The sequence below is a fragment of the Streptomyces atroolivaceus genome (assembly GCF_000717025.1).
GTDB lineage: Bacteria > Actinomycetota > Actinomycetes > Streptomycetales > Streptomycetaceae > Streptomyces > Streptomyces atroolivaceus.
Window position 1 is genome coordinate 15,173 of the sequence record NZ_JNXG01000013.1, and the last position, 19,861, is coordinate 35,033.

The 19,861-nt window shown below is 71.5% G+C and carries 17 protein-coding genes; 5 read left to right on the forward strand and 12 right to left on the reverse strand.

From position 1 onward, the window contains the following. Window positions 1-4: 4 nt before the first annotated feature. From OO67_RS22900 to OO67_RS22930, 7 genes are all read right to left on the reverse strand, one after another. Complete coding sequence (locus OO67_RS22900) at window positions 5-922, reverse strand: carbohydrate ABC transporter permease (RefSeq protein ID WP_033303059.1); 918 nt, start codon at window positions 920-922, stop codon at window positions 5-7. Further along, window positions 919-1,857 (reverse strand): carbohydrate ABC transporter permease, encoded by a 939-nt coding sequence (locus tag OO67_RS22905; RefSeq protein ID WP_033303061.1) that lies wholly within the window; start codon window positions 1,855-1,857, stop codon window positions 919-921. The genes OO67_RS22900 and OO67_RS22905 overlap by 4 nt, the downstream gene beginning before the upstream one ends. 122 nt (window positions 1,858-1,979) lie before the next feature. Then, the gene (araD, locus tag OO67_RS22910; protein WP_033303397.1) at window positions 1,980-3,725 is read right to left on the reverse strand and encodes an L-arabinonate dehydratase; all 1,746 of its coding nucleotides are present in this window, start codon (window positions 3,723-3,725) and stop codon (window positions 1,980-1,982) included. After that, window positions 3,722-4,624 carry a dihydrodipicolinate synthase family protein gene (locus tag OO67_RS22915; protein WP_033303399.1) on the reverse strand — a complete coding sequence of 301 codons (903 nt, stop codon included), beginning with the start codon at window positions 4,622-4,624 and terminating at the stop codon, window positions 3,722-3,724. The genes araD and OO67_RS22915 overlap by 4 nt, the downstream gene beginning before the upstream one ends. Before the next feature lie 50 nt (window positions 4,625-4,674). Then, window positions 4,675-5,331 carry a GntR family transcriptional regulator gene (locus OO67_RS22920; protein WP_033303062.1) on the reverse strand — a complete coding sequence of 219 codons (657 nt, stop codon included), beginning with the start codon at window positions 5,329-5,331 and terminating at the stop codon, window positions 4,675-4,677. A 238-nt stretch (window positions 5,332-5,569) separates the two neighbouring features. Beyond that, complete coding sequence (locus OO67_RS22925) at window positions 5,570-6,754, reverse strand: hypothetical protein (RefSeq protein WP_033303063.1); 1,185 nt, start codon at window positions 6,752-6,754, stop codon at window positions 5,570-5,572. Further along, the gene (locus OO67_RS22930; protein ID WP_033303064.1) at window positions 6,751-7,710 is read right to left on the reverse strand and encodes a 5-dehydro-4-deoxyglucarate dehydratase; all 960 of its coding nucleotides are present in this window, start codon (window positions 7,708-7,710) and stop codon (window positions 6,751-6,753) included. The genes OO67_RS22925 and OO67_RS22930 overlap by 4 nt, the downstream gene beginning before the upstream one ends. A gap of 342 nt (window positions 7,711-8,052) precedes the next feature. Here OO67_RS22930 and OO67_RS22935 point away from each other — a divergent pair, with 342 nt between their 5' ends. From OO67_RS22935 to OO67_RS22955, 5 genes are all read left to right on the forward strand, one after another. Then, window positions 8,053-8,862 carry an NAD-dependent epimerase/dehydratase family protein gene (locus OO67_RS22935; protein WP_033303066.1) on the forward strand — a complete coding sequence of 270 codons (810 nt, stop codon included), beginning with the start codon at window positions 8,053-8,055 and terminating at the stop codon, window positions 8,860-8,862. Window positions 8,863-9,065: 203 nt separating this feature from the next. Beyond that, on the forward strand, window positions 9,066-9,638 hold the full coding sequence (locus OO67_RS22940; protein WP_033303067.1) for a dihydrofolate reductase family protein: 573 nt from the start codon (window positions 9,066-9,068) through the stop codon (window positions 9,636-9,638). A gap of 154 nt (window positions 9,639-9,792) precedes the next feature. Further along, on the forward strand, window positions 9,793-11,031 hold the full coding sequence (locus OO67_RS22945; RefSeq protein ID WP_063746166.1) for an MFS transporter: 1,239 nt from the start codon (window positions 9,793-9,795) through the stop codon (window positions 11,029-11,031). Between the two features lie 137 nt (window positions 11,032-11,168). Then, complete coding sequence (locus OO67_RS22950) at window positions 11,169-11,402, forward strand: hypothetical protein (RefSeq protein ID WP_033303069.1); 234 nt, start codon at window positions 11,169-11,171, stop codon at window positions 11,400-11,402. A 64-nt stretch (window positions 11,403-11,466) separates the two neighbouring features. Further along, window positions 11,467-12,675 carry a TerD family protein gene (locus tag OO67_RS22955; protein WP_208861066.1) on the forward strand — a complete coding sequence of 403 codons (1,209 nt, stop codon included), beginning with the start codon at window positions 11,467-11,469 and terminating at the stop codon, window positions 12,673-12,675. 113 nt (window positions 12,676-12,788) lie between these two features. On the opposite strand, the gene OO67_RS38685 is transcribed toward OO67_RS22955, so the two are convergent. From OO67_RS38685 to OO67_RS22985, 5 genes are all read right to left on the reverse strand, one after another. Beyond that, window positions 12,789-13,019: a hypothetical protein gene (locus tag OO67_RS38685; RefSeq protein WP_014156926.1), complete on the reverse strand. Its 231-nt coding sequence runs from the start codon at window positions 13,017-13,019 to the stop codon at window positions 12,789-12,791. A gap of 337 nt (window positions 13,020-13,356) precedes the next feature. Continuing rightward, complete coding sequence (locus OO67_RS22970; protein WP_033303401.1) at window positions 13,357-14,832, reverse strand: alkaline phosphatase PhoX; 1,476 nt, start codon at window positions 14,830-14,832, stop codon at window positions 13,357-13,359. A gap of 249 nt (window positions 14,833-15,081) precedes the next feature. Next, window positions 15,082-17,400 carry an esterase-like activity of phytase family protein gene (locus OO67_RS22975; RefSeq protein ID WP_033303075.1) on the reverse strand — a complete coding sequence of 773 codons (2,319 nt, stop codon included), beginning with the start codon at window positions 17,398-17,400 and terminating at the stop codon, window positions 15,082-15,084. Between the two features lie 154 nt (window positions 17,401-17,554). Continuing rightward, window positions 17,555-19,027, reverse strand: a complete 1,473-nt coding sequence (locus OO67_RS22980) for a hypothetical protein (protein ID WP_033303076.1) — start codon at window positions 19,025-19,027, stop codon at window positions 17,555-17,557. An 82-nt stretch (window positions 19,028-19,109) separates the two neighbouring features. Further along, window positions 19,110-19,850, reverse strand: coding sequence for an antibiotic biosynthesis monooxygenase (locus OO67_RS22985; protein WP_106972794.1), 741 nt, complete (start codon window positions 19,848-19,850; stop codon window positions 19,110-19,112). Between the last annotated feature and the right edge of the window lie 11 nt (window positions 19,851-19,861).

Below are 19,861 nucleotides of genomic sequence, written 5' to 3' on the forward strand. Positions count from 1 at the left end.
TACGTCATCCCTTCACGGCGCCGGCGCTGAAGCCGGTGATGAGCCACTTCTGGATGAAGGCGAAGACGATCACCACGGGGACGGCGGCGATGACACCGCCCGCGGCGAGCGCCCCCAGGTCGACGCTGTCGGCGCCGATGAGGGTGTTGAGGCCGACGGGGATCGTCTGCTTGTCCTGTTCGCTGAGGAACATCAGGGCGAACAGGAAGTGGTTCCAGCTGTGGACGAAGGCGAACGACCCGACCGCGATCAGTCCGGGGCGCAGCAGCGGCAGGACGACGGTGCGGAAGGCCTTGAAGCGCGAGCAGCCGTCCACCCAGGCGGCCTCCTCGAGGGAGATCGGGACGTTCTTGATGAAGCCGCTGATCAGGATGATCGACAGGGGCAGCTGGAAGACGGTCTCCGCGATGACGACGCTCCCGAGGGAGTTGATCATCTGGAGGTTCTTGAAGATCTCGAAGAGCGGCACGAGCATCAGGGCGCCCGGGATGAACTGCGAGCAGAGCAGCGCCAGCATGAAGGCGCCCTTGATCCTGAAGTTGAACCGGGCCAGGGCGTAGCCGCCGGCCAGCGCGACGAGGGTCGTCGCGATCAGCGTCGCGACGCCGACGAGCATGCTGTTCTGGAAGAAGATCGCGAAGCTGCGCTCGTTCCAGACCTTGTTGAAGTGCTCCCCCGTCATGGGCCAGGGCACCAGCGAGGTGGAGCCGGCGGGCCGTACGGCGAAGAGGAACATCCAGTAGAACGGGATGAGGGTGAAGAGCAGGTAGATGCCGAGCGGCAGGTAGATCTGCCAGCGCGGTACGTCGTCGAAAGCACGCTCGCGCTTGGTGCGGCGGTGCGAGGAGGGCGGCGGGAGGTCGTTCCCCCCGGACGGTCCCGGCGTGCGGGCGTCCTTCTTCTCCACGAGTGCGGCAGTCACTTGTTGTCGCCTCCGAACTTGCTCAGGCGCAGATAGACGATCGAGCAGAAGAGGAGGATCACGAAGGCGACGGTGGTGAGCGCGGAGGCGTATCCGAAGTCGTGGCCCTCGATGCCTGTATTGGCGACGTAGAGGGGCAGGGTGGTGGTCTCACCCGCGGGCCCGCCGCCGGTGAGGGTGTAGAGCAGGTCGACGTTGTTGAACTCCCAGACCCCGCGCAGCAGGGTGGCCAGGATGATCGCGTCGCGCAGGTGCGGGAGTGTGATGTGGAAGAACTGCCGCATCCGTCCGGCGCCGTCCACCGAGGCCGCCTCGTACAGCTCCTTGGAGACGGACTGCAGGTCGGCGAGGATGAGGATGGCGAAGAAGGGCACTCCGCGCCAGAGTTCGGCGAGGGTCGCCGCCCAGAAGACGGTGCCCGTGTCGGAGAGGACCGAGGTGCCGTACTCACCGATCCCGGCGTCCGCGAGGTAGCGGCTGAAGCCGGTCGAGGAGTTGTAGAGCAGGATCCAGATGGTGCTGGTCAGCACACCGGAGACGGCCCAGGGCGAGAAGACCATGGCGCGGGATATGCCGCGGCCGATGAAGGTCTGGTTGACGATCAGCGCGAGTGCGAGACCGAGCGCGAGCTGCAGGGTCACCTGGACGATGACCCACTGGGCGCTGAAACCGAGCGAAGGCCAGAACAGCTCGTCCTCGGTGAAGATCCTGGTGAAGTTGTCGAACCCTGCGAAGCCGTTCCGCCACGGCTTGGTGACGTTGTAGTTCTGCAGGCTGTAGTAGAAGACGCTGATCACCGGGTAGGCGATGAAGCCCAGCATCAGCAGGCCCGCCGGCGCGATCAGCAGATACGGCAGGCGGCGGGGTGTGGCCGAGCGGCGCTTTGACGCCTTCCCCTTGGGGGGCGGTGTGGCCACGGCTGCGGAATGGGCCATGACGCGTCTCCGATCTCTGGAAAGTGCTGGATGTGCCGTGCTTTCGATGCATGGTGCAAGCGCTTACCGCATGGCGTTCGATATTCCGGACGGGGCGGTGCGCGGAATTCTCTTCGCCCGGTTCAGCCCGCGTACGGGTCGGGCACCTCTCCCTGCCGGGCCAGGAACGTGAAGTCGCAGCCGGTGTCGGCCTGGGTGATCTGGTCCTGGTAGAGCGCCCCGTAACCGCGCCCGTACCGGGCGGGCGGCTCGGTCCACTCGGACCTGCGGAGCTCCAGCTCCTCGTCGGACACGTCGAGGTGGAGCAGGCGCGCCTCGACGTCCAGCGTGATCTGGTCACCGGTGCGGACCAGGGCGAGCGGTCCGCCCACGAAGGACTCGGGTGCGATGTGCAGGACGCAGGCGCCGTAACTCGTGCCGCTCATCCGGGCGTCGGAGAGCCGCACCATGTCCCGTACGCCCTGCTTCAGCAGGTAGTCCGGGATCGGCAGCATGCCGTACTCGGGCATGCCGGGGCCGCCCTTGGGGCCGGCGTTGCGGAGCACCAGCACATGGTCCGGGGTGAGGGCCAGTGCCGGGTCGTTGATGGTGCGCTGCATCTCCTTGTAGTCGTCGAAGACGACCGCGGGCCCGGTGTGACGCAGCAGGTGCGGTTCTGCGGCGATGTGCTTGATGACCGCGCCGTCGGGGCAGAGGTTGCCGCGCAGGACCGCCACACCGCCCTCCTCCGCCAGCGGGTTGTCCCGCTCACGGATGACGTCGGCGTTGTGGACGAGAGCCCCGTCGAGCTGTTCGCGCATCGTGCCGTGCGCGACGGTGGGCCGGTCCAGGTGGAGCACGTCGGTGAGCCGCGCCAGGAATCCGGGCAGCCCTCCGGCGAAGTGGAAGTCCTCCATCAGGTACTTCCCGCCGGGGCGGAGGTTGGCGAGGACCGGTACGGTGCGGGCGATGCGGTCGAAGTCGTCCAGGGTGAGCTTCACCCCGGAGCGGCCCGCCATCGCGATCAGGTGGATGACGGCGTTGGTGGAGCCGCCGAGCGCGAGGACGGTGGCGACCGCGTCCTCGTAGGCGTCGGCCGTGAGGATCTGCGACAGCTTCAGCTGTTGCCACACCAGTTCGACGATCCGGATTCCGGACTGTGCCGCCATCCGGTCGTGACCGGAGTCCACGGCCGGTATGGACGAGGCACCCGGCACCGTGACGCCCAGCGCCTCGGCGGCGGCCGTCAGGGTCGAGGCGGTGCCCATCGTCATGCAGTGGCCCGGCGAACGGGCGAGCCCGTTCTCCAGCTCGGCCATCTCGCAGTCGCCGATCAGGCCGGCCCGCTTGTCGTCCCAGTACTTCCACATGTCCGTGCCGGAGCCCAGGACCTCGTTGCGCCAGTGGCCCGGCAGCATCGGCCCGGCGGGCACGAAGACCGTGGGCAGGTCGACGGACGCGGCGCCCATCAGCAGCGCGGGCGTCGACTTGTCGCAGCCGCCCAGCAGCACGGTGCCGTCGACGGGGTAGGAGCGCAGCAGCTCCTCCGTCTCCATCGCCAGCATGTTGCGGTAGAGCATCGGGGTGGGCTTCTGGAAGGTCTCGGAGAGCGTGGAGACCGGGAACTCGAGCGGGAAGCCGCCCGCCTGCCAGACGCCCCGCTTGACCGCCTGCGCGCGTTCGCGCAGATGGACGTGGCAGGGGTTGATGTCGGACCAGGTGTTGAGGATCGCGATGACCGGCTTGCCCAGGTGCTCCTCGGGGAGGTAGCCGAGCTGCCGGGTGCGCGCGCGGTGGCTGAACGAGCGGAGCCCGTCCGTGCCGTACCACTGGTGGCTGCGCAGCTCCTCGGGAGCGATGCGGCGGCCCGCCGTGCCGGTGTCGCTCATACGGACCACCCGGCGACCAGGCCGGCGACCTCGGCGCGCTGCTCCTCGGGCAGTGCCCGGCTCGGCGCGCGCACGTCGCGGCGGCAGAGCCCGAGCGAGGCCAGGGCCTCCTTGACGACCGTCACGTTGTTGGCGGACTGCCGGTCGGCGCGCAGGTCCTCGAAGCGGCGGATCTGCTCCCAGACCTTCATCGCCGCGACGTAGTCGCCCGCCCGCAGCGCCTCCAGCATGGCGAGCGAGACACCGGGGGCGACGTTGACGAGTCCGGAGGTGAACCCGGTGGCGCCGGTGGCGAAGTAGGAGGGGGCGTACAGCTCGGCGAGCCCGGCGACCCAGACGAACCGCTCCAGGCCGGCGTCCCGGGCGAACGCGCCGAAGCGGGCGGCGTCCGGGACGGCGTACTTCACGCCGATGACGTTGGGGCAGCTGTCGGCGAGCTCTGCCAGGCGCTCACCGGCGAGCAGCGGGTTGCGGACGTAGGGGACGACCCCGAGCCCGGGAACGGCCTCGGCGATCGCCCGGTGGTAGTCGATCCAGCCGTCCTGCGAGACGTAGGGGTGCACCGGCTGGTGCACCATCACCATCTCGGCCCCGGCGTCCCTGGCGTGCTCGGCGGCGGCCACGGCGGTCGGCACGTCGTGGCCGACCCCCACCAGCACGGTGGCCCGGCCGCCCGCCTCCTCGATGGTGAGCTCGGTGACGGTACGCCGCTCGTCGGGGGTGAGCGCGTAGAACTCACCGGTGTTGCCGTTCGGGGTGACGATGCGGACACCGCCGTCGAGGAGCCGTCGCAGCAGGGCGCGGTGCGCCGGGACGTCGATGCTGCCGTCCTCGGCGAACGGGGTCACCGGGATCGCCACAACGTCTGCGAGGGCCGCCTTCAGCGGGGAGAGGTCCATGCGGACTGGCCTTTCGTCGAGGTGCTGGTGATACACGTCCAGCTGGTGGTTCACGCCGTGTCACCCCCGTCTTCGTCGTCGGGGAAGGCACGGCGTACGAAGGATGCGATGTGGTCGTGCAGAGCCCCGGCGGCGGCTTCCGCGTCCTCGGCGAGGGCGAGCCGCAGGATCTCCCGGTGCTCGGCCGCCTCGCGCTCCCAGGACGGGATGGCCGACCAGGCCACGGTCGACACGAGTGCGGCCTGGTCGCGGACCTCGTCGAGCATCCGGGCGAGCAGCGGATTGCCGCAGGGCAGGTAGAGGGCCCGGTGGAAGTCCCGGTTGGCGAGCGACCTGTCCGCCTTGTCGATCGCCGAGTCGGACCGCTCCAGGGCCTCCTGGGCCGCTTCCAGCGAGCTCTTGCGGGTGATGGAGCGGCGCAGCGCCTCCGGCTCGAGGAGCAGGCGCACGTCGTACACCTCCCTCGCCATGGCCGCGTCGACGAGCCGCACCGTGGCACCCTTGTACTGGCTCATGACGACGAGCCCGGTGCCGGCGAGCGTCTTGAGCGCCTCGCGCACGGGGGTCTTCGACACCCCGAACTGCGCGGCGAGTTCGGTCTCCACGAGCGCCTGTCCCGGTGTCAGCTGTGCGGTCAGGATGGCGTGCTTGATCGCCTCCAGCACGTACTGGGTCCTGGACGGAATCGGGGCAGGCGCAAAGGTCATGGGTGAAGAGCTCTCGCATCTCGCGTATCGCGTCTCATATATGACGTACGAAGTACGACGCGATGAAGCTAGAGCGGTGGGAATGTTTCGTCAACGCTTCTGGCAAAAGAAGTTCGGCGAACACGGAACTCGGGTACTCAGGGGTCCGCCCGCCCGGTCCGGCGCGCCAGGCGCGGAAACGCCGCAGGCCCCCGGCTGCACGCCGGGGACCTGCGGTTTCGTGGGAGACGCTCCGGGATCAGCCGCCGCGGACCGCGGAGAGGGCCTTCGTGACGGCGCTCAGGTCCGGTCCGGAGGCCAGGCCCGCGTGGTAGAGGCGCAGTTCGTTCGCGCCGAGCGAGGCCGCGTGCGCGGCGTCCCGCTCCAGCGTGCCGGGGCTGCCGCCCATGCCGCTCACCACGTTGAAGTTGGCCGCCAGCACGCCGGACAGCCCCGCGAACGGCCCGAGCACGGACTCGCGCGCCGCGTCACCGCCGGTGCAGGGCAGCACGACGCCGTCCGCCGTGGACATGATGTGGGCGGGGTCCGTCCCCACGTTGGCGCCGGTGCGGTAGGAGGCGGGGTCGGCGTGCAGGAGGACCTGGAAGTCCGGCCCCGGCGCCGCGGCCCGCACGGCGGCTACGGACGCCTCCTGCAGGCGCCTGGCGACCTGGCTGCGCCATCGCAGGGTGGCCTCGGCCAGGCCTGCGCCGAGCAGCTTCTCCACGCCCGTCCAGCCCTGCTCGCCGGATCCGGATCCGGCCCAGACCGGTTCCAGGGCGCGGCGCACGGCGTCGCGCAGCTCCTCCGCGTCCAGCCCCACGGAGCCGTAGCCGGCCCGGCAGTCGACGCAGAAGCAGAGGGACATCAGGTACTGCGCCGCGTCCCCGAGGGCCACCCCCGAAATCTTGTCATGGGCGTGCAGATGGGCGAAGCCGTACCAGCCGCACGACTCCAGCTCGGTGCCGTACGCCCCGGGGCGTACGGCCGCCTCGGCCGCCAGGTCCACGAGGTACGCGTGGACGGCGGGCTGCGCGATGCACGGCGCCCAGGGGTAGCGGTCGCCGTAGGCGTTGACCACGGAGGTCTCCGGATGCTCCGCGCCCATGCGGGAGCTGTGGGCGAGGACCACCCAGGAGTGCACCTGGAGTCCGGCGCCGGCCAGGGCCTCGGCCGCCTCGGCGTACGGATCCTCCCCCGCCACCCAGGACTGCGCGTAGGGGCGCAGGAGGCGCCCCGTCCAGCGGGTGGCGTCCGGGGGGTAGAGCACGGCCGCGTGTTCGGCGGTGACGATCCGGCGGCCGGGGTGGCGCGGGGTCAGGGCGCGGGTGGAGTGGTAGGCGGAGGCGAGCGTCACCTGCTGGACGCCGAGACCGGCCAGGCGGGCGGCGGCGTCGGGGTCCCCCACGACGTCCCAGGGGTACAGGAAGGCTGAGGCCTTCACTTCGCCTCCCCCGCGGGGTACTTCTCCAGCAGCGCGCGGCCGTTCGTGATGATCGAGGTCAGCTCCTCGATGTGCGCGGCCGGGGGCTCGGTGAGCGGGGTGCGCACCGGGCCGACGTCCAGGCCCTCGAGCCGGACGGCCGCCTTCACGAGCGACACGGCGTAACCGCGGCCCTTGGCCCGCAGTTCGACGAGCGGCCGGTAGAAGTGGTCGAGCAGCGCGTTCACCAGGCTGTCGTCCCCGGAATCCAGCGCCCGGTAGAAGGCGAGGGCGATGTCGGGGGCGAAGGCGAAGACGGCGGAGGAGTAGAGCGTGACGCCGATGCCCCGGTAGGCGAGGCCGGTGAGCTCGGCGGTGGGCAGCCCGTTGAAGTAGAGGAAGTCCTCGCCGGGCAGCCCTGTGCGCACGGCGCTGACGATGCGCTGCATCAGGTCGAGGTCGCCGTGGCCGTCCTTGAGGCCGATGATCCCGGGGGTCCGGGCCAGGGCGACGACGGTCTCCGGGGTGAAGAGCGCGTTGTCCCGCTGGTAGACGATCGTCTCCAGGGAGGTGGCGGCGGCGAGGGCGGTGTAGTGGGCCAGCAGCCCTTCCTGGCCGGCGACGACGAGGTAGGGCGGCATGGCGAGCAGGCCGTCCGCGCCCGCTTCCTCGGCGAGCTTCGCGTACTGGACCGCGAGCGCCGTGCCGTAGCCGGCACCGGCGACGACGGGCACCGCTCCCGCGGTCTCCTCGACCGCCGCCCGGACGACGAGCCCGAACTCCTCGGGGGCCAGCGCGTGGAACTCGCCCGTGCCGCAGCAGGCGAAGACGGCCGCCGCACCGGCGTCGACCCCCTTGCGCACGTGCGCGCGGAAGACGTCGAGATCGACGGCACCGTCCGGCCCGTAGGCCGTGACGGGGAAGAAGAGCGGCCCGGCGACATCGGTGAGTCGGGCGGCAAGGGGGGCTGAGGTCACGGGCGCTCCCTGAGCAGGTCCAGGCGTGCACAATTATGATCGGTGTCCATATTTCTGAACGTCGCCACGCTAAAGCAGCCCCGCGGCGCCGGTCAAGACGTGGACAGCCGGTCCGAACCGAACCTGTCCATGCCGGGCGGTACTTGACGTGATCAGCCGCAAGTTCTTAGCGTGTCCACGCATGTGAATGCCGTCCATGGATTTGAGGCATCCGGGCGGTTACGTGACATCTGCGTGCCACGCGTACCTTGCTGTCCGTACGTCCGGCCCCCCGCAGCACAGCACCGCACCGTCCGCGCACCACGCGCCCGCGCCCTGCGCCCGCACCGAGGAGATCCCCGTATGCCAGCTCCCCGCACCGTCCTTCTCACCGGCGCCGCCGGCGGCCTCGGCACCCTGATGCGGGGACTGCTTCCCGCGTACGGCTACGACCTCCGGCTCTTCGACGTCGCCCCCATCGAGGGCGAACCCGACGCCATCACCGCCGACCTCGGCGACAGGGCCGCGCTGCGGGAAGCCGTGCGGGGCGTCGACGCGGTCATCCACCTCGCGGGCATCTCCCTCGAAGCCTCGTTCGACAAGATCCTGCGCTCCAACATCGAGGGCACGTACAACCTCTACGAGGCGGCCCGCGAGGAGGGTGTCGGGCGCATCGTGTTCGCCTCCTCCAACCACGCCGTCGGCTACACCCCGCGCCCGCTCGACGGGGACCCGCTGATCCCGGTCGACACCCCCCGCCGCCCCGACACCTTCTACGGCCTGTCGAAGTCCTTCGGCGAGGACCTCGCCCAGTTCTACTGGGACAAGCACGGCGTGGAGACCGTCTCCGTGCGCATCGGCTCCTGCTTCACGGAGCCGACGTCGGTGCGGATGCTGTCCGTCTGGATGAGCCCGGGTGACGGAGCGCGCCTCTTCCACGCGGCCCTCACCGCCGAGGACGTGCGGCACACCGTGGTCTACGGCTCCTCCGGGAACACCCGCCTGTGGTGGGACCTGACGACGGCCCGCGCCCTCGGCTACGACCCGCAGGACGACTCCGAGCAGTACGCGGAGAAGCTCGTCGCCGAGCACGGCGAGCTGGACCCGGAGAACCCCGACCACGCCCACATCGGCGGCCACTTCGTCACGAACCCGCCGATCTGGCCCTACTGATCGCACCACCCGGGCCGGGGGCGCGGTCCTGTGCGGAACCAGCACGTTCCCGTGCCCGGCCGGGAGCGGAACGGGCGGCGGCCGATGAGTTTCCCCGTGGTCCGCAGTCATGGATGACGATCGGCGCACCGCGGCCGCGGGAGCGGTCGCAGCGTGCACCGGCCGAATCGGCGGGACCCGGACACGAGACACGAGGAACTTCGATGCGCACTCTGATCAGCTCGGCCTTCATCTCGCTCGACGGCGTCGTGGAAGGACCGGGCGGTGAGCCCGGGTACCGGAACTCCGGATGGACCGTCAAGGACGTCGAGTTCCTCCCCGAGGCATTCGAGATCAAGGGCCGGGAGCAGAAGGAGGCCACCGCGATGCTGCTGGGCCGCACCAGCTACGAGGCCTTCAGCCAGGTGTGGCCCGGCATGGAGGACTTCGCCGACTACAAGCTGATGCCGAAGTACGTCGTCTCCACCACGCTCGGCGACGGCGACCTGGTGCCGGACTGGGGCGAGACCACCATCCTGCGCTCACTGGAAGACGTCGCCGCACTGAAGGAGACCGAGGGCGGGCCGGTCATCGTCCACGGCAGCGCCACCCTCAACCGGAACCTCTCCGACGCCGGCCTCGTCGACCGCTACCACCTGCTCGTCTTCCCCCTCCTCCTCGGAGCGGGCAAGCGCCTCTTCAGCAACACGGACAAGGACACCCAGAAGCTGAAGCTCGTCGAGCACGAGACCTACGCCAACGGCCTCCAGAAGCAGGTGTTCGACGTCGTCCGCTGACGACGCTCCCACGCGCACGGGCTGTCGGACGTGTGCGGCCCCGCGGCCTCCGGGACTCCGCCCGGGCCGTTCTGCCGAAAGGAGAGCACCAGCTCACCTCCCGTCTCCCGGGGCAGAGTCGTGATCACCGGGTTTCACGACGTAGGAGGTCCCAGTGTTCCTGGCCCTGAGCCGCGCCGTGCGCGCGTCGCCGTACCGGCCGGTGATGAGCCATACGACGCTGCGGCGGATCCTTCCCGGATTCGCCGTCTCGTCGCTGGGCGACGGGATGGCCGTCGTGGCGGTGAGCTGGCTGGCGATCGAGCTGGCACCGGCGGCGGACCGCAGCGTCTGGGTCGCGTCGGCGGCAGCCGCGTACACCCTGTCCGGGGCCGCGGGCGCCCTCCTCCTGGGCCGCTTCCTGCGTCACCGCCGGCCGGCACTCCTGGCCGGGTGGGACGCGGCGTTACGGGCCGTCATGCTGGGCGCCATCCCCGTGCTGCATGCCTTCGACGCCCTGGGGATCAAGGGATACGTCGTGCTCCTCGCGCTCTCCTCCGTCCTCCACTCCTGGGGACAGGCGGGCATATACACGCTGATCGCCCGCGTCCTGCCGGCACGCGACCATCTGGCGGGGAACGCCGTGCTCTCGGGCGTGGGATCGGTCGCCACCGTGGCCGGTCCGCCGCTGGCCACGCTTCTCATCGTCCTCGGCGGCCCCGCGACGGTGCTCGCCGTCGACGCGGCGACCTTCCTGGTGCTCGCGGTCACCTTTCTGCTCCTCGTACCGGGGGAAGGCGTTCCGGAGCCGCAGGAGGAGCAGGCGTCCCGGGCCGCGGGCTTCTCCGTGATCAGGCAGACCCCCGCCCTGTCCGGCCTGCTCGCCCTGAGTTTCGCGTTCTTCTTCCTCTTCGGCCCCGTGTACGTGGCACTGCCCCTCCACGTCTCGGAGGGCCTGGGCGCCCCGGCGGGCGTGCTGGCGGCCTTCTACACCGCCTTCGGCGCGGGTGCCGTGCTGGGGTCGTTCCTCACGGGGTTCCTGAGCCGGTGGCGCATGTGGCCCACGACGCTCGGCATCGTCACCCTGTTCGGGCTGCTGATGCTGCCGTTGGGCCTGGGGGCGCCGACCACGGTGTCGGTCCCTGCTTCGGGCTCGCGGGACTGCTCTGGCCGCCCTACTCGACGCTGTCGACCACGCTCTTCCAGCGCTCCACCACCGGCGCGCTGCTGCCGCAGGCCCTGGCCGCGAGTTCCGCGGTCCGGGTGCTGTCGGTCCCTCTGGGCACCGCGCTCGGGGGGCCGCTGGTGGCCGCCCTCGGCGCGGTCGGGACCCTGCGCCTGTCGGGCGGAGCCATCGCGGCTCTCGGGCTGGCCGCCGCGGGATGCCTCGCGCTGCGGGCACGCGGCTTCGTGACGCCCCGTAAGGAGCCGACCGCGGAGGACCGCGCGCCCGTGTGACAGCCGAGGAGCCACGCGCCCGGGCGGCGGCCCAGGAGCCGGCCGACGGGAAATCCACGCGACACGACACCGTGGGGCGGACACCATACGGCCATGCCGAAACCATCCGGATTCCAGTACGAACAGCACGGCGACGAGAGCGTCACCCTCACCCACCACGGCCGCTCCGCGGGCACCCTGCGGGGCGGCCGGGCGGCGAAGTTCCTGGCGGAGGTGACCTCGGGCGACGCCCAGCTCGTGATGGCGCGGTGGACGGGCGCGTACAGGCACGGCAACGAGCGCACCGCCCGCGAGCACCCCCGCAACCGGGCCCGGGGCGGGCACTGAGCCGTACGGAGCAAGGCCGCGAAGGTAAGGGAACGGCAAAGCCGGGTCGTTCGTTACCCCGTGCATGACCGCAATGACCTCCGGCTCGAACATCCCTCTCTCCGCCGCCCGCGTGGCGGTGGACGTCGCCGCCCCCGTGCGGCTCGACGTCTCGGGCCTGCTGCTCACCGCCGACGGCAAGGTGCGCTCCGACGACGACTTCATCTTCTACAACCAGCCCTCGGGCCCCGGCGTGACCTATCGCTCGGGCGGCGGTTCCTCGCCCGACGCGATCGTGGTGGACACCGCGGCCGTCCCCCCGGGCATCGAGAAGATCGTGGTCACAGCGAGCCCCGACGCCGCCGGCCAGACCTTCCAGGGCGTCGAGCCCACCGCCACCGTGCGTAACGCGGACGACGGCAGCGCGCTCGCCACCTTCACCCCGCCGCAGCTGGGCAACGAGACGGCGCTGGTGGTCATCGAGATCTACCTGCGCAACGGCGCCTGGAAGGCCCGCGCGGTCGGCCAGGGCTACGCGAACGGGCTGGCCGGCATCGCCACGGACTTCGGTGTCTCGGTGGAGGAGCCCGCCGCGGCAGCGCCGCCCGCGCCCGTGGCACCGCCCGTCGCGCCGCAGGCAGCCGCACCCGTGGACCCCCGGATCACCCCGCCGGCCCCCGCGGCACCGCCCGCTCCGCCCGCCCCCGCCGGCTCCGGCAAGATCAACCTCGACAAGGGCCGGGTCAGCCTCCAGAAGAACCAGACGGTGTCACTGGTCAAGGGCGGCAGGCCGCTGCTCTCGCAGGTCAAGATGGGGCTGGGCTGGGAGCCGGCGTTCCGCGGCAAGGACATCGACCTCGACGCCTCGGTGATCGCCTACGGCCCCAACCGCAATCACCTGGACAGCTGCTACTTCGGCAAGCTCTCCATCCTGAACGGCGCGATCAAGCACTCCGGCGACAACCTCACGGGCGAAGGCGCGGGCGACGACGAGGTGATCGTCGTGGACCTCGGCCGCATCCCGGCGGAGGCGACGGGCCTGGTCTTCACGGTCAACTCCTTCACCGGTCAGAAGTTCACCGAGGTCGCCAAGGCCTACTGCCGGCTGATCGACGCGGCCACGGGCGAGGAGCTGGTCCGCTTCGACCTGACCGGCGCGGAGCCGCAGACCGGCGTGATGATGGCCAAGCTGATCAAGCAGTTCTCCGGCGAGTGGGAAATGACCGGAATGGGCGAGTTCGTCAAGTCGCGGACCGTCCGAGGCATGGTGAAGCCCGCCTCGAAGGCCCTGTAGCGCCGCCACCCGCCCCCGGAAACGGCTTCCGGGGCACCCGACGGGGTTTCCCCCTCAGGTGCCCCGGGTCCGGAGTGTCTCCGGTGGGACGCTGTGCGTGCTCGTCCGCTCTCTCAGAGCTTGGTCAGCTTGGAATACGGGCTCAGGATCCTCCCCTGTCGCCCCGAGAAGTCGATGAGCACTGCGTCGTTGTCGCCCTCGACAGCAAGGACTCGGCCGAGTCCGAACTGGTCGTGCGACACCCTGTCGCCCACATCGAAGCATTCGACCGGTGGGGCCGCCTGGGCCGGGCGGTTGAAGGGACTGGAAGGCAGGTGACGCCGGGAACCGGCTGACTGTTTCATTACGGTCGAGTATGCGCCCTGTAAGCGCCCGACGCCATGCCCGACCGCTCCGGAGCGGGCAGTAGTGCCGGATTCGTAATCAGCGGTTCCAGGGCCGGCCCGCGCTCCTGCCCGCTTCCGGCAAGGGCTCCGAGCGGAACGCGGCGTCGGAAAGACCCCCGAAGGTGTGGCGGTTCTCGCTTCCCGACGGCCCGCGCCCCGCCCGGTTCGGCCTCCCGCCGGTGACGATCAGCACCCGTACGGGCGCGCGGTGCTCGCACACCGACGCGAGGTGGCCGGCGCCGCCCGGAACGGCCGCGCGGCACGCGAAGAGGGTCGCGCACCGCACATCCGGGTGTCAGTGCTTGTTCGGCTGGCGCTTCCACGGCCCGGTGATGGCGAGCATGATGCCGGGGTTCTGGATGTTGGCGAACAGCGTCCTGCCGTCCGGGGAGAAGGTGACCCCGGCGATCTCGCTGTAGGAGGGGTCGTCCTCCGTGCCGGCGTTGAGGTCGTTGCGCGCGATCGGATAGGTGCGTCCGCTGTCGGTCGCCCCGAAGAGGTGCTGGATCCCTTCGCCGTCCTCGGAGATGACGATGCCGCCGTAGGGCGACACCGTGATGTTGTCCGGGCCGTCGAAGGCACCGTCCGCCGACGGGTCGGCGTTGACGCCGAGCAGCACCTTCAGGGTCACGGTGCGGCGCTTGGGGTCGTAGAACCAGACCTGGCCGTCGTGCGCGGCCCCCGGGCTCTCGCCACGGGCGTACGAGGAGACGAAGTAGGCGCCGCCGTCACCCCACCACATGCCCTCGAGCTTGCGGGCGCGGGTGACCTCACTGTCGGTGAACTGCTTGCGCACGGAGACGGTCCTCGCGTCGCGGTCGGGTACGTCGACCCAGTCCACGCCGTAGACGGTGCCGATCTCCGTCGCGCGGGACAGGTCGTCCACGAACGCGCCCTTCTTGTCGAAGCACCTGGTGGCCTGGAGGACACCGGCGTCATCGGCGAGGGTGCGCAGCTTGCCGCGGCCGTGCTCGAAGCCGCGCGGCGGGACCCAGCGGTAGAGCAGGCCGTTGGGGCCGGACGCGTCCTCGGTGAGGTAGGCGTGTCCCCGCTTCGGGTCGATGACGACGGCTTCGTGGGCGAAGCGGCCGAAGGCCTTGACGGGGCGGGGGTCGCGGTTGGCGCGCTTGTCGTAGGGGTCGACCTCGAAGACGTAGCCGTGGTCCTTGAGGAGGCCGTTCTTGCCGGCCCTGTCCTCGGTCTCCTCGCAGGTGAGCCAGGTGCCCCACTCCGTGCTGCCGCCGGCGCAGTTCGTCGACGTACCGGCGATCCCGACCCACTCGGCGGTGCGGCCGTCGCGGCGGGTCTCCACGACGGTGCAGCCGCCGGCCGCGACCGGGTCGTAGACGAGGCCCTCGGTGAGCGGCACGGGGTACTTCCAGCCGGCCCGGGTGCCGCTCAGCTCGTGGTTGTTGACCAGGAGGGTGACACCGCGGGGGCCTTCGAAAGCGGCCGTGCCGTCGTGGTTGGAGGGGGTGAACTCGCCGCTCTCCAGCTTGGTGACGCCGCTGTGCGTGAGGATCCGGTACGAGAACCCGGCGGGCAGAGCGAGGACACCCTTCGGGTCGTCGATCAGCGGGCCGTAGCCCAGCTCCTTGCCGTGCCCGTGGCCCTTGCCGTCGTCATCGTGCCCGCCTCCGTGCCCGTGCCGCGCGTCGTCGGCGGCCAGCGCGCCGGGGGCGGTCGCCAGCGCCCCGACGGCGCCGGTGAGGGCGATGCCCGCGCCGGTGAGCGCGGACGATCTGGTGAATTCCCTGCGGGTGAAGGACATGGCGGACTCCTGGTGCAACATGACCGAGTGGTTGGCGCGATCACGTTCTCTCTCCCGCACCAACTCCAGCTGAACGCCACCCGGCGCCCCGGGGGCCTGTACCTCAACCCACTCCCCGTATCAGGTGAAACCCGCCCACACATCCACCCGGAACCAGCCACGCCCGGCCGGAAAACGCCGCATCCGGCGCGGGCCGGACGCGGCGGGGCCGCTTCCACGGAGCGGTGGAGGCGGCCGTCTCCAGGGTGGTCAGTCGCGGCCGAGGACCTTGCGGGCGGTCCCGAGGTCGAGGAGGACCGTCTCACCGGTGGAGTCGTCCAGGCCGTCGTTGTCCGTGACGGCGTAGACGTGGCCGTTGCCGGCCACGGTGAGGCCTTCCAGCTTCTCCTGCGTCCAGCCCTTCGTGGCCCGCAGCTCCGGCAGCACGTCGTGGGCGAGGGTCTTCGGCAGGACGGTGAGCGCGCCCCCGGGCGAAGCGCCCTTCGGCAGGTCGACCGTGTAGATCCGCTTGACCCTGGCGGCCGGGCCGTTCAGCTTGTCGCGTTCGATGACGGCGAGCCTGTCGCCGACCACCGTGATCTCGGACAGGCCGATCCAGTCGCCGGCCGTGGCGGTGGTGCCGAGCCGGTAGCCGTACCAGCTCCAGGTGCCCGCCCTGACGTCGTAGCGGCCGAGCCGGACCACGCCGGCCGGGTCGGCGGCGGCCCGGCGCTGGAGGGTCGCCCATACGATCTCGCGGCCCCGGCGGTCCGTGGTGGCGGTGACACCTTCGAAGCCCTGCGGGCCGAGGCCGGCGGCGACGTCGGACGGGACCGGGACGACCTGCTGGGTGACGCCGTGGCGGTCCAGGCGCACCAGCTGGTTGCCTGGGCCCGTTCCGCCCTCGACGGCCAGCCAGAAGCCGCCCTGCGGGCGTGCGTGGATGCCCTCGGCGTCGTAACCGACGGGCTCGCCGGCCGCGTCCCTGACGGTCAGCTCGCGCCTGATGACGGCGGGCTCGCGGGCCGCGTCCACCGTGAGGATGCGGGTGGTGGAGTACGCGGCGTCGGTGACGGTGTACAGCTCGTCGGCGCGCCCCGGCACGGCCGACAGGGCACCGAGCGCGCCCCAGCCGATGGGGGCGCCCGCGGAGTCTGCGCCGGAGACGAGCGAGGGGTGGGCGGGCGCGCCCTTCCCGAGACGGAAGAGGCTCACCGAGGCGCGCACACCCGCCTCCGCGTCGTCCTCCTCGCTGGAGACCGCGAGCAGTCCGCGGGAGGGAATCGGCAGCAGCCCCTCGGGGCCGTTGGTGGCCGGCAGCACCTGCTCGAAGACCGGACGGGTGGGCTTGCTGACGTCGTAGACGGCAACGAAGTTGCTGCGCTCGGAGCCGACGAAGGCGTAGCGCACACCGTCGTACGTGGCGACCGCCAGCCCCTCGGGCTCGGTGCCCTTGTTCTCGGAGCGGTCGTCGTTCAGCAGGCCGTGGCGCGCCGCCGTGTGCTCGAAGGTGTTGCCTGCGTCCCAGGCCACCTTGCCGGTGCGGCTGTCGAAGACGGTCCAGCCACGGGTGCCGCCCTTCCAGTCGCCCTCGTTGGCGGTGGCCAGGTAGCGGTCGTCGATCCAGCCGAGTGCGTCGGGCTCGCGGGGCACGTCGCTGAGGGACCCGGTCTGGTCGATGACACCGTCCTCGACGGTGTCGATGCCCTCGACGGAGGCCGTGCCGGCGGTGAACGCCTTGGTGAGACGCCCCGACGCGAGGTCGATCATGACGACGCCGTTGTTCTCCTGAAGGGTCACGGCGAGCTGGCCCCGGCTGTTGACGGACACGTACTCCGGCTCCGGGTCGGTGGGCTCGGTGATCCCGGCGGCCACCAGTGCGGGCAGCGCGGAACCGTCCTCCCGGGTCAGCGGCACCGCGCGCGTGGTCCACCGGGCGGGCGAGGCCTCCTCGAGGTCGACGATCTGCACGAATCCGGCGGGAGCCTGCGGGAGGTCGCCCTCCTCGCCGCCCGCCGGGGTGGCCTCCTCGTCGCGCTCGTTCTCGATGGCGACGGCGGCGTACCGCTGGTCCTTGCTGATCGCGACCGAGTCCGGCTGGCCGCCCAGGTCGTGGCTGGCCACCCGCTCGCGGGTACGCAGCGAGATGACGTCGAGGCGGCCGGACGGCCGGGAGTGGCTCGCGCTGGTGTTCACGACGACCAGCACGTACCGGCCGACGACCGACACCGAGGTCGGCTCGTCCTCGGCGTCGCCCAGTTCGGCCAGGGAGAGCGTGCCGAGCCCCTGGGGCCGGCCGGCGTCGCTGATGTCGAGGAAGCCGATCCGCCTGGCGGCGGCGTCGGTGTAGACGAGGGTGCGGCCGTCCTCGCTGGTCGCGGAGATCTCGGCGACCGTCTGCGCCGCGGCGTCCTCGCCGGCCGGCCGGTTCTGGAACACCGGGTAGGTGGCGGTGCGTTCGAAGGCCACCGGCTTCGGTCCGCGGTCGCCGCCGTGCGGCTGGCCCGCGTTCGCCGCACCTGCGCCCGCCAGGGTGCCCGCGGTCACGGCCAGGACCGCGAGCGCGGCACAGGTTCTCTTCGGGAGCATCGTTCCTCCGGATCGGTTCAGTGAGGAACCGGATGCTCGCAGCCGTGGACCATGGCCGATGGGCGCCCCGGTGAACGGACGGCGAAGAGCAGGAACACCGCCGGAGACCGACGGGGCCACGGCAGCCCCTCTGCCGTGACCCCGTGCCCGCGTCTCAGCCCTTCTGCCGCGACCGCGCCTTGTACGCCGCCTTGCGGGCGGCCTTCGCGGCGCCACGGTCACCGTGGAGGCGGCTCATCGCCTCCAGGACCTCGGCGGTCGCGGGGTGTTCCACCCGCCAGGCCTCGTCGAAGAAACCACTGTGCTGCCCGGTGAGCCCCTCGACCAGCTCCTGGAGCTCGTCCAGGTCGCCGTCGGCGTCCAGTTGGGCGGCGATGGTGTCCACGGCGAGCCAGAAGATCATCGCTTCCGGAGGCGCCGGCACGTCCGCCGCGCCGCGCTCCGCGAGCCAGACCCGCGCCAGCCCTCCGAGCTCCGGGTCGCCGAGCACCGCCCGCACCGCGGGCTCGGCCTCCGGACCGACCAGGGCGAGGGCCTGCTGGCAGTGGAGCCTGCGCAGCGGTGCGCGCCGGTCGGCGCCCCGCGCCGCGCCGAGGAGTTCCGCCGCGGCGGCCACCGCCCCCTCCGCCCCGCGCCTGCCGAGCCAGAGACCGACCTCGGTGCGCGCGGCCTCCTCGGGGTAGTACGCGATCCCGTCGAGGAGTGCGTCGGCCCCCTTGTCGGCGAGGTCACCGACGGCCGGCGCGTCCACACCGGCCTCCAGCATCCGCTCCCGGATGCCGTAGAGCCCGAGCGGGGTCAGCTTCACCATGCCGTAGCGGGTGACGTCCTCGTCGTCGGCGGGCGGTGTCGCCTCCTCGCCCTCCTCGGTCAGCAACGTCTCGTCCACGGGCCGGTATTCGACGATCCCGATGGGTTCGAGGACCCGGAACTGGTCGTCCAGCCGCATCATGGCCTCGGACACCTGTTCCAGGACGTCGTCGGTGGGCTCCCCCATGTCCTCGGGCACCACCATCGACGCGGCGAGGGCGGGCAGCGGCACGGGGGCGTCGGCGGGGCCGGCCTCGGCGAGGGTCAGCAGGTACAGGTTGCCGAGCACTCCGTCGAGGAATTCGGCCTCCTCCTCCGGATCCCAGTCCAGGGCGTCGAAGTCGACGCTGCCGTCCTCGCCGATGAGGTCGGCGAAGTCGTCGAAGGCCGGGGCGGTGGCGTCCGCGTGCACGGCCTCCAGGCCGTCGAGCCAGATCGCGAGGACGTCCTGCGGGGAGCCGGAGGTCAGCAGGGCCAGGTTCTCGCCGGCCGTGACGGTGCCCTCCGCGTCGCCGCCCGCGGCTTCATCGGCGTCCTGCGGGTCCTCGACGTCGACGAGCCCTGTGTCGACGGCGAGACGCCATGCCTCGCTGGCGTACGCCGCGGCGTCCTCGTCGTCACCGAGCCCGAGGTGCCGGGCGGCGTCGGGCAGCTGCGCGTCGACGAGCTCGCCACCGGCGCCGACGCGGGTGGCGGGGCCCGCCCAGCGGGCCAGTCGGACAGCGCGGGCGAGCAGCGGAGCGGCCAGCGCGTCCCGTGCCAGCTCGGCCTCGGTGTGCAGCCGCACCGGCGGCAGGGAGGGGCGCTCTGCGGACATCAGGGGGGTCTCCTCGGGGCGTGCGCGGGCTCTGTGCAAGGGGCCGGCCCGGTGCGTACGGGGCCTTGGCCGCGGCTCCAGCCTAGACGCATTTCGTCCCGTCCCGCCCGGTTCTCCTGGAGGCCGGTACGAGGCTGAGCGCCGGGGTGTAACGGTGTACGCCGCCCCCGGTCACACCCGGGTAGCTCTGGACGCGCTTCCACTGCGGCGTAGGGGTTCCGATGCCCTCGCCGTCCCCCGCGAGCGCGTCGATGTGCGCCTGCGCGGACTCCCACTCGGCGTAGTTGAGCACCCGGTCCCCTGCCGTGCCGACGTGGAAGTGTGCGGCGATGCCGCCGGGCACCGGTTCCGGATCGGACTCCATCGCCTCGAACACGGCGTCCACCCAGTCCCGTTGGCGTGCGGGGTCCGGCCCCGCGAACTCGACGTCGACGATCACGACGCAGCCCGGCTCACCGGCGCCGCCTCCCCGGAGCCCCGAGCGGTACAGCTCGTAGGTGTGCGGCCCGGTCCGCTCGATGCAGGGAACGGCCCTGTCGATCTCCGCGTCGCGGGCGTCACGGCCGCTGCGTGCGAACTCCTGGTACGCCTCCTCGCCGGACCACTGCGAGTAGTGGAGCAGCGTCTTCCCGTCCTCCCCCGTGAGCACGCTGTAGGAGAGGAGCCCGGGAAGCGGCCGGTCGCGACCGCCCCACGCCTCGCCGAGGGCCTCGACCGTCCGCCGCTGCCGTTGCGGGGTGCCGACGTCCCAGGTGCTGACCTTGACGATGCCCGCATCCGGACGGGCCGGGCCGGGGCGGGAGTTGTACCGCACGGACACCATGGTGTGCTCCT

Excerpts from the sequence above, each read along its gene's own strand:
- OO67_RS22905 (WP_033303061.1), bottom strand. The coding sequence starts at position 1,857 with ATGGCCCATTCCGCAGCCGTGGCCACACCGCCCCCCAAGGGGAAGGCG.
- araD (WP_033303397.1), bottom strand. The coding sequence starts at position 3,725 with ATGAGCGACACCGGCACGGCGGGCCGCCGCATCGCTCCCGAGGAGCTG.
- OO67_RS22915 (WP_033303399.1), bottom strand. The coding sequence starts at position 4,624 with ATGGACCTCTCCCCGCTGAAGGCGGCCCTCGCAGACGTTGTGGCGATC.
- OO67_RS22920 (WP_033303062.1), bottom strand. The coding sequence starts at position 5,331 with ATGACCTTTGCGCCTGCCCCGATTCCGTCCAGGACCCAGTACGTGCTG.
- OO67_RS22935 (WP_033303066.1), top strand. The coding sequence starts at position 8,053 with ATGCCAGCTCCCCGCACCGTCCTTCTCACCGGCGCCGCCGGCGGCCTC.
- OO67_RS22940 (WP_033303067.1), top strand. The coding sequence starts at position 9,066 with ATGCGCACTCTGATCAGCTCGGCCTTCATCTCGCTCGACGGCGTCGTG.
- OO67_RS22950 (WP_033303069.1), top strand. The coding sequence starts at position 11,169 with ATGCCGAAACCATCCGGATTCCAGTACGAACAGCACGGCGACGAGAGC.
- OO67_RS22955 (WP_208861066.1), top strand. The coding sequence starts at position 11,467 with ATGACCGCAATGACCTCCGGCTCGAACATCCCTCTCTCCGCCGCCCGC.
- OO67_RS38685 (WP_014156926.1), bottom strand. The coding sequence starts at position 13,019 with ATGAAACAGTCAGCCGGTTCCCGGCGTCACCTGCCTTCCAGTCCCTTC.
- OO67_RS22970 (WP_033303401.1), bottom strand. The coding sequence starts at position 14,832 with ATGTCCTTCACCCGCAGGGAATTCACCAGATCGTCCGCGCTCACCGGC.
- OO67_RS22975 (WP_033303075.1), bottom strand. The coding sequence starts at position 17,400 with ATGCTCCCGAAGAGAACCTGTGCCGCGCTCGCGGTCCTGGCCGTGACC.
- OO67_RS22980 (WP_033303076.1), bottom strand. The coding sequence starts at position 19,027 with ATGTCCGCAGAGCGCCCCTCCCTGCCGCCGGTGCGGCTGCACACCGAG.
- OO67_RS22985 (WP_106972794.1), bottom strand. The coding sequence starts at position 19,850 with ATGGTGTCCGTGCGGTACAACTCCCGCCCCGGCCCGGCCCGTCCGGAT.